At 46.5% G+C, this 13071-nt stretch carries 13 protein-coding genes; all 13 read left to right on the top strand.

The genetic code is table 11. From position 1 onward, the window contains the following. Nucleotides 1–23 precede the first annotated feature (23 nt). The 13 genes from ACGTNI_RS10820 (at nt 24) to ACGTNI_RS10760 (ending at nt 12421) form a co-directional block, all read left to right on the top strand. Complete coding sequence (locus ACGTNI_RS10820) at nt 24–659, top strand: uracil-DNA glycosylase (protein WP_394462287.1); 636 nt, start codon at nt 24–26, stop codon at nt 657–659. Nucleotides 660–911: 252 nt separating this feature from the next. Further along, entirely contained in the window at nt 912–1871 is a 960-nt protein-coding gene (locus ACGTNI_RS10815) for a LacI family DNA-binding transcriptional regulator (protein WP_394462285.1), read from the top strand. A gap of 384 nt (nt 1872–2255) precedes the next feature. Further along, nucleotides 2256–3224, top strand: a complete 969-nt coding sequence (gene paaA, locus ACGTNI_RS10810) for a 1,2-phenylacetyl-CoA epoxidase subunit PaaA (protein ID WP_394462283.1) — start codon at nt 2256–2258, stop codon at nt 3222–3224. A 19-nt stretch (nt 3225–3243) separates the two neighbouring features. Beyond that, the gene (gene paaB, locus ACGTNI_RS10805; protein ID WP_394462281.1) at nt 3244–3600 is read left to right on the top strand and encodes a 1,2-phenylacetyl-CoA epoxidase subunit PaaB; all 357 of its coding nucleotides are present in this window, start codon (nt 3244–3246) and stop codon (nt 3598–3600) included. After that, nucleotides 3597–4409 (top strand): 1,2-phenylacetyl-CoA epoxidase subunit PaaC, encoded by an 813-nt coding sequence (paaC, locus tag ACGTNI_RS10800; protein WP_394462279.1) that lies wholly within the window; start codon nt 3597–3599, stop codon nt 4407–4409. Before paaB ends, paaC begins: the two co-directional genes overlap by 4 nt. 27 nt (nt 4410–4436) lie before the next feature. Then, nucleotides 4437–4934, top strand: coding sequence for a 1,2-phenylacetyl-CoA epoxidase subunit PaaD (gene paaD, locus ACGTNI_RS10795; protein ID WP_394462277.1), 498 nt, complete (start codon nt 4437–4439; stop codon nt 4932–4934). 26 nt (nt 4935–4960) lie between these two features. Beyond that, nucleotides 4961–5269 carry an EthD family reductase gene (locus tag ACGTNI_RS10790; RefSeq protein WP_062438802.1) on the top strand — a complete coding sequence of 103 codons (309 nt, stop codon included), beginning with the start codon at nt 4961–4963 and terminating at the stop codon, nt 5267–5269. Next, nucleotides 5262–6038, top strand: a complete 777-nt coding sequence (locus ACGTNI_RS10785; RefSeq protein WP_394462274.1) for an enoyl-CoA hydratase/isomerase family protein — start codon at nt 5262–5264, stop codon at nt 6036–6038. Before ACGTNI_RS10790 ends, ACGTNI_RS10785 begins: the two co-directional genes overlap by 8 nt. A 12-nt stretch (nt 6039–6050) precedes the next feature. Beyond that, nucleotides 6051–6824, top strand: coding sequence for an enoyl-CoA hydratase-related protein (locus ACGTNI_RS10780; RefSeq protein ID WP_394462272.1), 774 nt, complete (start codon nt 6051–6053; stop codon nt 6822–6824). A 69-nt stretch (nt 6825–6893) separates the two neighbouring features. Next, nucleotides 6894–8411, top strand: coding sequence for an aldehyde dehydrogenase family protein (locus ACGTNI_RS10775; RefSeq protein ID WP_394462270.1), 1518 nt, complete (start codon nt 6894–6896; stop codon nt 8409–8411). Nucleotides 8412–8584: 173 nt separating this feature from the next. Further along, nucleotides 8585–9451, top strand: a complete 867-nt coding sequence (locus tag ACGTNI_RS10770) for a 3-hydroxyacyl-CoA dehydrogenase (RefSeq protein ID WP_394462268.1) — start codon at nt 8585–8587, stop codon at nt 9449–9451. Continuing rightward, nucleotides 9448–10653 carry a 3-oxoadipyl-CoA thiolase gene (locus tag ACGTNI_RS10765; RefSeq protein WP_394462266.1) on the top strand — a complete coding sequence of 402 codons (1206 nt, stop codon included), beginning with the start codon at nt 9448–9450 and terminating at the stop codon, nt 10651–10653. The genes ACGTNI_RS10770 and ACGTNI_RS10765 overlap by 4 nt, the downstream gene beginning before the upstream one ends. A gap of 187 nt (nt 10654–10840) precedes the next feature. After that, a complete protein-coding gene (locus ACGTNI_RS10760; RefSeq protein ID WP_394462264.1) occupies nt 10841–12421 on the top strand; it encodes a long-chain-fatty-acid--CoA ligase in 1581 nt (526 codons plus the stop codon). Nucleotides 12422–13071: the final 650 nt, after the last annotated feature.

Here is a 13071-nt window from a genome sequence, read left to right as displayed (position 1 = left end):
TTGAAGTTATGAAGGTGATAGAGATGGAATTACCAGAAGAATTAGTGAAACTTGCTGAAGAACGAATTGCCCCCTATGATACCGAAGGACTGGTCATCGGTGCCGGGAATGAAAGTGGAGATATTATGATTGTCGGGGAAGCACCTGGTGAAAAAGAAGCCGTGGAAGGGAAACCGTTCATCGGACGCGCCGGCAAAGAGTTGGACAAACAATTGGAGTATTTGGGATTGACCCGGGAGGATGTCTATATTACCAGTGCAGTTCGCAGCAGGCCATATAAATGGGTCAAGACGAACAAGAAAGGGACAGGAGGGAAGCGTAAGGCCAACCGGAAGCCGAATCAAAAAGAAATTCTGGCTCATGCTCCCATCCTCGATTACCAAATCGCTAAGATGAACCCCCGTTTAATCATTGCGCTTGGCAGTGTCGCTTATGAACGGTTGACCGGACGAAAAGATAAAATGACCAAAATTGTCGGAAGTACAATAGAAACGCCGGTGAAGAAGTTAATAGAAACCGATGGGAAAGACTACAACTATACGGAAAAATCCTACACGATTATTCCGTTGTACCACCCCGCTGCGGTTTTTTATAACCCGGTGATCAAAGATGAAATCTACCAGGCACTCGACCGGGTAAAAGATCACTTAATGAAATAATCTTGAAAACCCTCAATGCTGTGCGGTTCAGCCGAGGTTGGACCTTTCACGATAACATGTGCTCCGGCAAGCACCACGAAGCACATCATAAACAATACGAGTATACCGATCATGTTTTCCACCTCCTTTGTTGGTTATACTTTAAGTTATGAAACGCGTTTCAGAGCAAGGGTTATTTTTAAAAAAGGGTTAGTGAAAATGAAGTTTTCCACATGAGGCGCTGGGGAGACTTTGGAAAAAGGAGGGGAAGGGATGAGCAATATCCGTGATATCGCAAAGCTGGCCAATGTATCGGTCACTACCGTTTCCCGTGTGCTTAACAACCACCCCTATGTGAAAGAAGACAAAAGAAAAGCGGTATGGGAAGCTGTGGAGCAGCTCGATTACCAGCAGAACATTAATGCGGTCCATCTTTCCAAAGGGAAGACATCTGTGATTGGTGTGGTCCTCCCTTATATCAATCATCCTTATTTCAGCAGACTGCTGGAAGGGATTGCAGATGCGGCGGAAAGTGACGGTTACAAGCTGATGGTCATCCAGACAAATTATGAAGCCGAAAAAGAAATCGAAGCGCTGGACATGCTGCGTCTCAAGCAGGTCGATGGTGTAATTTTCACTTCGCGTAATTCACCGTGGCACGTCCTGAAAGAATATCGTACCTATGGACCGGTAGTAGCTTGTGAAAATAAACTGGACGAAGAGATATCGACTATCTTTATTGACCATTACCAGGCTTTTCAACTGGGGATGAACGTGTTAATGGAAAAGGGACACAGGAAAATCGGTTATTGTATAAGCAGGAGAAAAGGCAGCAATAGTCAAAAAAGACATGCAGCCTATTGCGATCAGCTGGAGAAGCTCGGAGAACCGGTGAGAGATGAATGGATTTTTGAGAAGTGTTTACATATGAAAGATGGTGCCCGTGTGCTTCAGGAATGGACGAAACTCGAGGACGCACCAACAGCTCTTGTTGTCACCAATGATCTGGTAGCTTCAGGTCTTCTGTTAGAAGCTGAAAAAATGGGGATAACCGTTCCTGAAAAGCTTGCTATTGTTGGATTTGACGACCAGCCCTTAGCAGAGGCATTACAAATCACTACCATCCGGCTACCGCTTCATGAAATCGGAGCTGAGGCATTCAGGCAAGCAAAAAGTGACCAGGTTGTTCACAAGGCATTGCCTTTCCGGCTTATTGAACGAAAAACCGTATAAGAAACCAGTAAAGCAGCTGCTCAAATCGAATGAGCGGCTGCTTTTATATTAATTTCCTAAATCTCTCGTTACATAGTTCTCCACAGACGGTTCAGGTCTTCATAGTTTTGTATTCTTTATAATTTTCTGAAAACGTATTGACTTTTTACTATTGTCACGGTATCGTTATGTTAAACAATATGACACATATTTATCGTTACGATTTTTTAACGTTATATAAATGAGATTCTTGCACTTCGTACATAATCCAATAACCTTTTCTTATTCAAACTACTTGTACTTGCTTGAAGGAAGGTTTAACGACATGGAAACATTCAGCAATCAACAATTACAGATTTAATTGAAACGTTTGTGAATCGTAATGATTAAAAAGGAGGTAAGGATATGTCGACGACTTTATCCTATGATCGTCTATCTGAAGAAGAAAAACACGCTCATTTTATGGAGCGGATTGAGCAAGGGGATAAGATTGAAGCGGATGACTGGATGCCCGACGAGTACCGGATGACATTGATTAAATTGATATCTATGCATGGAATCAGTGAAATCATGGGGGCACTTCCTGAGAAAGAATGGGTGCCAAAAGCTCCATCATTGCGAAGGAAATTGGGAATCATGGCTAAAGTGCAGGATGAAATGGGCCATGGGCAGCTGTTGTTGAGGGTAGCGGAAGACTTGATGAAACCACTGGGAAAAACAAGGGAAGAAATTATGCAAGATTTATTCCGTGGGGATTTAAAGTTTCATAATGTGTTTCATATGCCGGCACCTACCTGGGGAGACGCAGGGTTGATCGGCTGGCTGGTTGATGGCGCAGCGATCATTACTCAAACCAATATGCTGAAAGCTTCTTATGGACCATATGCCAGGGCATTGAAACGTATTTGTGCAGAAGAAGTTTTTCATGCCCAGCATGGTGAGGCAATCATCATGGCACTGGCAGAAGGAACAGAAGAACAGCGAGCGTTGATTCAGGATGCCATTGACCGCTGGTGGGAATCATTACTGATGTTCTTTGGCCCGGCAAGCGCCAGTACGACTGGTGCTTCGAAGCAGGATACGACAATCAAGTATCGTATCCGGACAAAGACAAATGAGGAGCTGCGTCAGGCTTTCCTGGATAAATATATCCCTAGAGTGCTTTCCCTTGGTTTGACAATTCCGGATGAAACGCTCCATTACGATAAGGAGAAGGGACAGTGGGTGTACCGTCAGCCGGATTGGAATAAATTTAAAGAGATTGTACGAAATAACGGTCCTAAATCAAAAGATCGTCTGGATTTGAGAATTACTGCTTATGAAAATAATGCGTGGGTACGTGAAGCATTAAGTCCAGACGGCGCAGTCGTGTAAAAAAGACGGGGGGATGGAAATGACGACGAATAATGGACGTGATTTTTATCAGGAATTTGAAGTTTTCAGCAGTAAGTCGAATGGAGACCAGGTCCAGCATCAGTTCAGCCTATTGGCGCCAAATGAAGAGATCGCGCTTGTTATGGCGCAGGAGAATTTCATGCGGAGACAGCCTGTCGCGGATATCTGGGTTGTGAAAAGGTCCAATGTCAGGAAAATGACACAGGAAGAAAAAGAGTCATTGCAACGATTGGACAACAAGGAATACCGAACAACCAAAGGATATGGATACCTGAAGAAAAAATGGCGTCATTACGAACAGAACATTTTAGATGAGAAGGAAATTCTGTCATGGGGAGGGGAGGAGAAACAATGAAGTCTGTCCAGGAAGCGAAAGCTGATCCAAATTATAAAGCAACTCTGACGGAATTGTTGTACCAGCTGGCCGATGACGATTTCATCATCGCTTTTCGCGGGTCGGAATGGTTGGGGCTAGCTCCCCATATCGAAGAAGATGTCGCTTTTTCATCGATCAACCAGGATACGATGGGGCATGCGGCCATCTATTATCAGTTGTTAGAAGACTTAGGGGAAGGGAATGCTGATGCCTTAGCCCATGGCCGGGAAGCATCGCAGCGGAAGAATGCCGTCCTGCTGGAGGAAGTGAATGGGCCAGGTCATTATTTGAAGAAGCCGCTATATGATTGGGCATTCGCGGTAGTACGTCATTATTTTTACGCTCAGGCAAAGAAAATCCGCATTGAGTCGTTGAAAAATTCCTCTTACCAGCCATTGGGAGATGCTGCTGTGAAAATCAATATGGAATTATATTATCATTTGCTTCATTGGAAAACATGGTTCACTCAGCTTGCCACTGCTAAAGGAGAAGCTCCGGAGCGAATGAAGAATGCCATTGGAAAAGTATCCGCAGATATGGGCGGCGTCCTGGCGTTAGGTGCTAAGGGAGAGGAAATGGCCGCGCTTGGTCTAATTGAGTCAGAAGAAGTTCTGACCCAACGATGGAATAGAGAGATGGAGAAGGTATTTGCCCCGCTGCCAATGTCTTTGCCAGCTGTGGAGATGAAACGGGGCGATGGAAGAAGTGGTGTTCATACATCAGACTTAGACAGCGCGCTTACTACATTAAGTGAAGTGTATAAACAAGATCCAGTCGCCAGCTGGTAACTGACATCCAGAAAGGAGGGGAAGCGTATGCCTGTCATGCCAACGGCAGAAAAGGCCGTCCGCGAAAAGCTTGCCTTGGTGAAAGACCCGGAAATTGATTCCGTCAGTGTGCTTGATTTAGGGATGGTAGAGCAAATTGATGTTGATGGTTCATCGGTTCAAGTGAAAATGCTGCCAACCTTTATGGGTTGTCCAGCTCTTGAGATCATCAAAGCTAACGTGGAAAACAAATTGCTCGAATTGGATTGGGTGGAGAACGCCACTGCGGTGTTTGTATATGATCCGCCGTGGACGTCAGAGAGAGTGACTGCTGAGGGTCGTGAGCGGCTGAAAGAGTTCGGCATCGCCCCTCCACCAGAAAAAATCGGACCAGATGGGGCCTGGCATGTGGACTGTCCCTATTGTCAATCGACCTACACGACTATGGACAATATATTCGGACCGACAGCATGCCGCAGTATTTTGTATTGCAAACAATGCAAAAATCCTTTTGAAGCCATGAAACCTGTATCGACGATGATGTGATTTTAAATAGGAAAGGATGATCAACAATGGTAAAAATGATCGCGCTTTACAAACACCCGGAGGATAAAGAAAAATTCGATGAGCATTATTTCAACACGCATGCTCCGATTACCGCGAAAATTCCTGGATTAAGAGAAATGAAGGTTACAAGAGTTACTGGATCTCCTATGGGAGGAGAAGGCAAGTACTACTTGATGTGCGAAATGTATTACGACAGTTATGACGCGTTGCAGGAAGCGATGAAAACTGATGAAGGAAAGGCTTCCGGGAAAGATTTGATGGGTTTTGCCGGTGATTATGTCACGTTAATGGTAGGGGAAGAAGTAAATGAGTGACTTTACATTCATCCGAACAAGCGTAAAGGAGCAGGTGGCATCGATTGAATTGAACCGACCTGAGGTCCTCAATGCGCTGAACCGGGGGATGGTAAGAGAGGTCATTTCAGCTCTGGAAATGTTCGACCGGGATGAAGACGTAAAAGTGATTTTGCTAAGCGGAACAGGGCGTGCGTTCGCTGCCGGTGCTGACATTGATGAAATGGCTGACGATGGACCAATCGATTTTGAAATGAACAACCCGTTTGCCGATTGGGACCGGATAGCGAGAGTGAAGAAGCCGATCATCTGTGCCGTTCATGGATTTGCTCTGGGGGGAGGCTTTGAACTGGCACTGGCATGTGACATGATTTTTGCTTCGGATACGGCAAGCTTCGGTTTTCCGGAAGTGAATATCGGGGTGATGCCGGGAGCAGGCGGAACACAGCGATTGACGAAATTATTAGGGAAAACCCACGCGCTGCGCTGGTTATGGACAGGGGATAAAATGACGGCACGGCAAGCGTATGAGTATGGTCTCGCAGCCCGACTGGTCGCACCAGAATTGCTGATGGAAGAAACGGAAGCATTCGCACAGCGTCTTGTGAACCAGCCGCCTTTGTCGCTGCGTCTAATCAAAGAAGCTGTCGACACAGCTGTCGATCAGCCGCTGGACGAAGGGATGCAGCTGGAGAGAAAGAATTTTTATCTGTTATTCGCTTCCGAGGATCAAAAGGAAGGGATGAAAGCATTTATCGAAAAACGGCGGCCGAACTTCAAAGGGAAGTAAGGAGGGATGGATATGTTCGAAACAATCAACTACCAGATACATAACAACATAGCCTGGATAACAATGAACCGGCCGGATAAGCTCAATGCTTTCATTGGCCAGATGAACAAGGAAGTGCAGCAGGCTGTCAAGCAGGCTGACAAGGATGACACTGTCCGCTGCCTGGTCATTACGGGGGAGGGCCGTGCATTCTGTTCCGGTCAGGACTTATCAGAGGTCAATGAAGAAACCAATTTAGGGGATATCATCCGCGCCTACTACGGACCGATGATTAAAGAAATTGCCCGTTGTGACAAGCCGATCGTGGCAGCGCTGAACGGGGTAGCGGCAGGTGCTGGCATGAGTCTCGCCCTTGCCTGTGATTTCCGGATCGCTTCTGAAAAAGCGAGCATGGTAGAGGCGTTTATCCATGTCGGATTGATACCTGATGCCGGGAATTTGTATTATCTGCCGCGTTTGGTTGGACACGCCAAGGCCCTGGAATTAGCAATTCTTGGTGAGAAGGTAACGGCAGAAGAAGCGAAAGAATTCGGGCTGGTTACAAAAGTCGTGCCGGAAGGGTCGTTGGGAAAAGAAGTAGAACAGTTTGCCGGCCGGCTGGCAGCAATGCCGACAAAAGCGATTCAGCTGATCAAGCGTAACTTGAAAGAGAGCTGGACGATGGAGCTTGATGATTATTTGGAAAAAGAGGCCCAGGGACAGCGAATTGCCGGGCTGACCGCCGATTATAAGGAAGGCGTCGAAGCATTTTTGCAAAAGCGGAAACCGGAATTCAGCGGAAAGTAGGGAACATGGATTAAGGTGGAAAATTAAGCGTTCAAACTGGAAAACTAATTTTAAAGGAGTGGAGAAAATATGGCACAAGTAAAAGAGCAAAAGTTGGAGCAGCTGGACATGAAGCGTGACCGTTACCATATGATTATTAACGGAGAACGAGTAGAAAGTTCTACAGGAGAAACGTTGACGATTCACAACCCGGCGACAGGAGAACCGATTGCCCAGGTAGACAAAGCATCCGTGGAAGATGTTGATCGCGCCGTGGCAGCGGCACGTAATGCTTTTGATAACGGAAAATGGAAGCGCTATCCTGTAAATAAACGCTCACGTACGTTGAATAAAATTGCAGGAATTATGCGATCCCGATTTAATGAATTAGTAGAACTGGAGATTCTTGATTCGGGTAAGACGCTATCAGCGGCACAGGGACAGGTTATGCAGGCGATTGAAGATTTCGAGTTTTACGCTGGGGCAATCGTCGGACATCGCGGTACAGTCAACAATATGCCAGGTGCCTTCCATAACTATACAGAAAAAGAACCAGTCGGTGTCTGTGCCCAGATCATCCCTTGGAACTATCCAATGATGATGGCGGCGTGGAAAGTGGCTCCGGCGATTGCGGCAGGCTGTTCTGTCGTCGTGAAACCGGCTTCGCTTACACCGTTGACTGCCATCGTAATGGGAGAAATCTGTATCGAAGCAGGGGTTCCGGAAGGTGTTGTCAACATTGTTCCTGGCTCTGGTTCTGAAGCAGGGAACCATCTAGTCGAACATCCGGATGTCGACAAGGTAGCCTTTACCGGTTCTACACCAATCGGAAAAGATATTATGGCCAAGGCCTCTCAAACTTTGAAACGTGTCACGCTAGAGCTAGGCGGTAAATCTCCGAGCATCGTATTTGATGACACCGATATCGATGCCGCAGTAGATGGTTCCTTGTTCGGTATCTTCTACAACACCGGACAGTCCTGCGAAGCGCGCTCCCGTTTGTATGTCCATGAAGATATCTACGATGAATTCATGGAAAAATTCGTCGAGAAGACAAAGAAGCTAAAGCTTGGTAATCCGTTTGAAAAAGAAAACCACATCGGTGCCATCATCAGTCAGCAGCAGCTGGAAGTCATCGATGGCTATGTGAAATCTGCCGTGGAAGATGGTGCGACAGTATTGGCAGGCGGTAAGCCGGCGGTAGTAGAAGGGTATGAAAACGGCCATTGGTATGAGCCGACGATCATCACAGATGTGAATCATGATATGAAAGCAGTTCAGGAAGAAATCTTCGGACCAGTTGTTGTCGTCATGAAGTTCAGTGATGAAAAAGAAGTGATCAAGTTAGCTAACGACAGTGATTATGGGCTTGGGTCGGCAGTCTGGACGAAAGACCATGGCCGCGCAACGAGAGTAGCCAATCAGATTGAGGCAGGTATCGTAATGGTCAACTGCCCATTCTCGGCATTCCCTGGTACACCATTCGGTGGTTATAAGCAGTCTGGATTCGGCCGCGAGCTATGCGTCGAAACACTAGATTTATATACCGAGACAAAGAGTATCATCTCGTATTACGGCAGCAAGCCGATCAATCCGCTCGGCGTATGATAAAGCAGTAAATTACAAAGGCTGTCTCCTTGAGGCAGCCTTCTCCTTTCGATCGCGTTAGGTAAGAATACGGGGGAGTCAGGGAGGAATGCTGCGTTAGGGCGGAATAGGAGTGAGTTAAGGCAGAATAGCTGCCCGTTAAGTGAGAATAATAGATTACTGGGGGTTAGGTCGTGATCAAAAAAATAGTAGTCGTCGGGTCAGGCGTGATGGGAAGAGGAATCGCATATGTCAGTGCCGTGGGCGGTTATGAGACGGTGCTTGTAGATATCAGCGAAGAACAGCTTGCCAGTGCAGAAGTCGAACTGGAGAAAGTATTCCATAAAGGCATTGAAAAAGGAAAAATTACACCGGAACAGCGTAATCAGGCTCATGGATTATTAAGCTATGCTACTGATTTAGCGCAGATAGCTGCGGAGGCCGATTTGGTGATCGAAGCGGTGCCGGAGAAACAGGAAATCAAGCGTAAGGTTTTTGAAACAGTAGATCAGCACGCCAAAGACACTTGTTACTTTGCTACCAATACGTCAACGATGAGTCCAACGGAAATCGGCTCTTATACAAAGCGGCCGGAGAAACTGATTGCGATGCACTTTTTCAATCCAGTCTATAAAATGCCACTCGTCGAAATTGTACGCGGACTGGAGACAAGTGATGAAACCGCAGAAGTGATTAGGACTGTTGCTGAACAGATGGGGAAAGAAACGGTAGTAGTGAATGAATTTCCGGGGTTTGTGACAAGCAGGATCAGTACTTTGGTCGGTAATGAAGCCTTTTATATGCTTCAGGAAGGCGTCGGTACACCAGAGGAAATAGATAAAGCGATCAAGCTGGGGCTCAATTACCCGATGGGTCCTTTTGAACTGGGAGATCTAGTCGGACTTGATGCCAGGTTGAACAACTTGAAATACCTTCATGAAAAACTGGGCGAAAAATACCGGCCAGCGCCGTTGCTCGAGCAATACGTAAAAGCAGGCAGACTAGGACGGAAAACAGGCCGTGGTGTCTATGACTATCGCGAAAAGGAAGTGCTGAAATGAGAGAAGTAGTCATCGTTGACGCTGTACGGACTCCTATCGGCCGATATCGTGGGGCTTTGAAGCATGTCCGCCCGGATGATTTGGGTGCGGTTGTCATTCGATCCCTTTTGGAACGGAATTCTGGCGTGCCGGTGGAAGAACTGGAAGAGGTTGTGCTTGGAAATGCGAATCAGGCTGGTGAAGATAATCGTAATGTTGCACGGATGTCGGCGCTGCTTGCCGGCTTGCCGGTCGAAGTTGCAGGAGTAACGGTCAATCGTTTATGTGGATCAGGCCTTGACGCGGTTAATTATGCAGCTCGTGCAATTATGACGGGCGAAGGTGATATGTTTATAGCTGGTGGTACCGAAAGTATGACACGGGCCCCTTTGGTTATGGGGAAACCGGAAAGTGATTTTCCGAGAGGCAATCAGGAAATGTTTGATACTACGATCGGCTGGCGCTTTGTCAATGATAAGATGGCTAGAGAATACGGAACAGACAGCATGCCACAAACAGCAGAAAATGTCGCTGAGCGCTATCAGATTCCTCGGGAGGAGCAGGATGAATTCGCTTATGGCAGCCAGCAGAAAGCGAAACAGGCAATGGAATCCGGGCGCTTCCAGGAAGAAATTGTTCCGGTCACTTATCATGACCGAAAAGGCAATGAAATTACTGTCGATACGGATGAACATCCCCGCCCGCAGACCAGCTTGGAAAAGCTCGGCAAACTCAAACCATTATTTGACGGTGGCACGATTACAGCTGGGAATGCATCCGGCGTCAATGACGGAGCCTCAGCTTTATTATTAATGTCAAAAGAAAAAGCAGAGGAGTTAGGACTGAAGCCGCTTGCTAAATATGTGGTATCTGCAACGGCAGGTCTGGAACCTAAAGTGATGGGGCTTGGACCTATCCATGCGACCAGAAAAGCGTTGAAGCGTTCGAGTCTATCAATCTCTGATTTAGGTCTGATTGAATTGAATGAAGCTTTTGCTTCCCAGTCTTTGGAATGCATCCGCCAGCTCGAGCTGGACGAAAAGAAAGTGAATGTCAATGGCGGGGCGATTGCATTCGGCCATCCCCTGGGTGCCAGTGGTGCCAGGATATTGACCACTCTCGTCCATGAAATGAAGAAGCGGGATATCCAATATGGGCTGGCGACAATGTGTGTAGGAGTCGGCCAGGGAATCGCTACTATAGTGGAAAATGTCCGTACATAGCTAGTGTTCCCCTTATTGCAAAATAGGATGGAAGAGAAGAAGACTTGGTGACGAGCCAAGTCTTTTATATGTGACAAAAAAAGTAAATATAACAGCTGTTTAAGCAGGGGTCATTGATATATAACAGGTAAAACATTACAATAGTAAATGTAAACGCTTTAATAAAAAGAAGGGGAGAGCTGATGCCATGCATGTACCATTAATATTGACTGATTTCTTAGATCGGGCAGTTAAACTTTACGGAGAAAAACCGGCAGTCATCGATGATGAACGTGTACTGACATACCGGCAGATGAATGAGCGTGTCAATCAACTTTCCCGGGGGCTGCAGGCGCTTGGGGTAGAAAAAGGGGATAAAGTAGCTTATCTGGCACCAAATACAACTGAAATGCTGGAAGGCTTCTATGGCGTATTCCAGGTCGGGGCAATCATGACTCCATTGAATACCAGGTTGAAGCCGGCTGATTATCAATTTATTCTCGAACATAGTGAAAGCAAAGTATTATTCGTAGATGAGGACCTTTATCCGTTAGTGAAAGAAGTCCTGCCCAAACTTCCGGACCTGGAGCAGGTCATTGTTCATGGGGAGGCAAAAGATGGCTGTCTGGCTTATGAAGCATGGCTGGAGACTTTTTCGAATGATAGCTTTGACCGGGTAGAACTGGAAGAGTCTGATATCGCATCTTTATTATATACGAGTGGCACAACCGGTAATCCAAAGGGAGTGTTGTTAAGTCATCGCGCAAATTATCTGCATGCGCTTTCTACGATGCATCATTTGCGTGTCTCTGATCAGGATACACTGCTGCATGTACTGCCGATGTTCCATGTCAACGGCTGGGGCTCTCCTTTTTATTATACAGCTAATGGGGCAACTCAGGTGATGCTCCGTAAGACGGATCCGAAGCTGATTTTGGAAAAAGTAGAGAAACATAACGTTTCCATACTGCATATGGCACCAACCGTGCTGAATATGGTTATCGAAGCTTATGAAGCAGAGCGTCCGGCTATTGAGCAGAAGGTCCGGGTCGTCATTGCAGGGTCGGCTCCGCCTCCGGCTTTTGTCAGAAAAGTGGAAGAAGATTTGAAATGGAAATTCGTCCAGGTGTATGGCATGACAGAAATCTCACCATTGATTACAACCTCTGAACTACGCTCCATGGATCTTGACCTTACAGCAGAAGACAGGTATCGCCTGAAAGCAAAGGCAGGCTATGAAATGATTGGCAGCAGGGTAAAAGTCGTGGATGAACTTGGTGATGAAGTCCCGCATGATGGCACGGCGATCGGAGAAATCATTACTCGCACCAACGGGATGATGGAAGGGTACTACAAAAACCCGGAAGCAACCAACGAGACGATCCGTAACGGCTGGCTGCATACCGGGGACATGGCTGTCGTGGATGAAGGCGGCAATATTGAAATCGTTGACCGGAAGAAGGATGTCATCATTAGCGGCGGCGAAAATATTTCCTCTATTGAGGTCGAAGGTGCCCTCTATGAACATCCATCTGTACTGGAAGCGGCCGTCGTGGCTGTTCCCAATGAAAAATGGGGAGAGGTGCCCCACGCGGTTGTTGTCCTGAGGGACGGAGAAACGTTGACGGAAGAAGAAATCATTGCATTCTGCCGTGAAAAGCTGGCCCATTTCAAGGCGCCGAAAAGTATTACGTTCATGGATGAACTGCCTAAAACCGCGTCCGGAAAGATTCAAAAAGTAGTGATCCGGAAATCATTCTGGGAAGATAAAGGCCGAATGGTCAATTAAATTGATACTTGCACAGTCCCCTGATAACATCCTTATCAGGGGTTTTACTTTGCTCTGTTAAATCTCCGTGTTAATTTTATAGGAATCTCCCATTAAGAGCGGTTTCGTTACTTTTGCTTGGAGAAAATGCGGACTTGGAAATAACTCTCTTTCCGCGGGGAAGACGGCAAGCCTCCTGATATGAACGAAACTGTCAAGTCTCCCACTCTCCAAGGTTTTTTAAATTATTTTTGGGCAATTTTAAGAAGAGAAGCTGTTTTGGCTTCTTTCTTTGGTTACTCTTATTAGCCATTCTGGCTAAATTATCTCTTACCTTTAGCTTACCAATTACCTCTCACCTCTCAGAAGGGCTGTCAAGTGTATTCCTTGACTGGTCTTCTGAGAGGTGAGACCCTACTTTAAAGCTAAAGATAACGTCGGTTCATCCCTCCTTTTATCCCTTTTAAACAGTTGAATAGAGGGTAAGAACACGGCACGAAGGCAAAAATCTCTACTGCGGTTTGCATTCTGATATCCGTGGGTCTTCACAATTTATCTTTCCGTATAAAGGACTAATCCACTAACTCGAGACGTGCGTTATCCTTATAGAAATAGCACAGAGGAGGCACGTGGGTTTTCCTTTCCGGTATTACTCTTTGCCTTCGAGCCCT

The organism is Thalassobacillus sp. B23F22_16, from assembly GCF_043496955.1.
Classification (GTDB): domain Bacteria; phylum Bacillota; class Bacilli; order Bacillales; family Halobacillaceae; genus Thalassobacillus; species Thalassobacillus devorans_A.
The sequence above is the reverse complement of the archived record's forward strand: the minus strand, read 5'-3'. Positions and strand labels throughout refer to the sequence as shown.

Bases quoted from the DNA above. Each gene is read 5' to 3' on its own strand.
- ACGTNI_RS10820 (WP_394462287.1), top strand. From the start codon at position 24: ATGGAATTACCAGAAGAATTAGTGAAACTTGCTGAAGAACGAATTGCC.
- ACGTNI_RS10815 (WP_394462285.1), top strand. From the start codon at position 912: ATGAGCAATATCCGTGATATCGCAAAGCTGGCCAATGTATCGGTCACT.
- paaA (WP_394462283.1), top strand. From the start codon at position 2,256: ATGTCGACGACTTTATCCTATGATCGTCTATCTGAAGAAGAAAAACAC.
- paaB (WP_394462281.1), top strand. From the start codon at position 3,244: ATGACGACGAATAATGGACGTGATTTTTATCAGGAATTTGAAGTTTTC.
- paaC (WP_394462279.1), top strand. From the start codon at position 3,597: ATGAAGTCTGTCCAGGAAGCGAAAGCTGATCCAAATTATAAAGCAACT.
- paaD (WP_394462277.1), top strand. From the start codon at position 4,437: ATGCCTGTCATGCCAACGGCAGAAAAGGCCGTCCGCGAAAAGCTTGCC.
- ACGTNI_RS10790 (WP_062438802.1), top strand. From the start codon at position 4,961: ATGGTAAAAATGATCGCGCTTTACAAACACCCGGAGGATAAAGAAAAA.
- ACGTNI_RS10785 (WP_394462274.1), top strand. From the start codon at position 5,262: ATGAGTGACTTTACATTCATCCGAACAAGCGTAAAGGAGCAGGTGGCA.
- ACGTNI_RS10780 (WP_394462272.1), top strand. From the start codon at position 6,051: ATGTTCGAAACAATCAACTACCAGATACATAACAACATAGCCTGGATA.
- ACGTNI_RS10775 (WP_394462270.1), top strand. From the start codon at position 6,894: ATGGCACAAGTAAAAGAGCAAAAGTTGGAGCAGCTGGACATGAAGCGT.
- ACGTNI_RS10765 (WP_394462266.1), top strand. From the start codon at position 9,448: ATGAGAGAAGTAGTCATCGTTGACGCTGTACGGACTCCTATCGGCCGA.
- ACGTNI_RS10760 (WP_394462264.1), top strand. From the start codon at position 10,841: ATGCATGTACCATTAATATTGACTGATTTCTTAGATCGGGCAGTTAAA.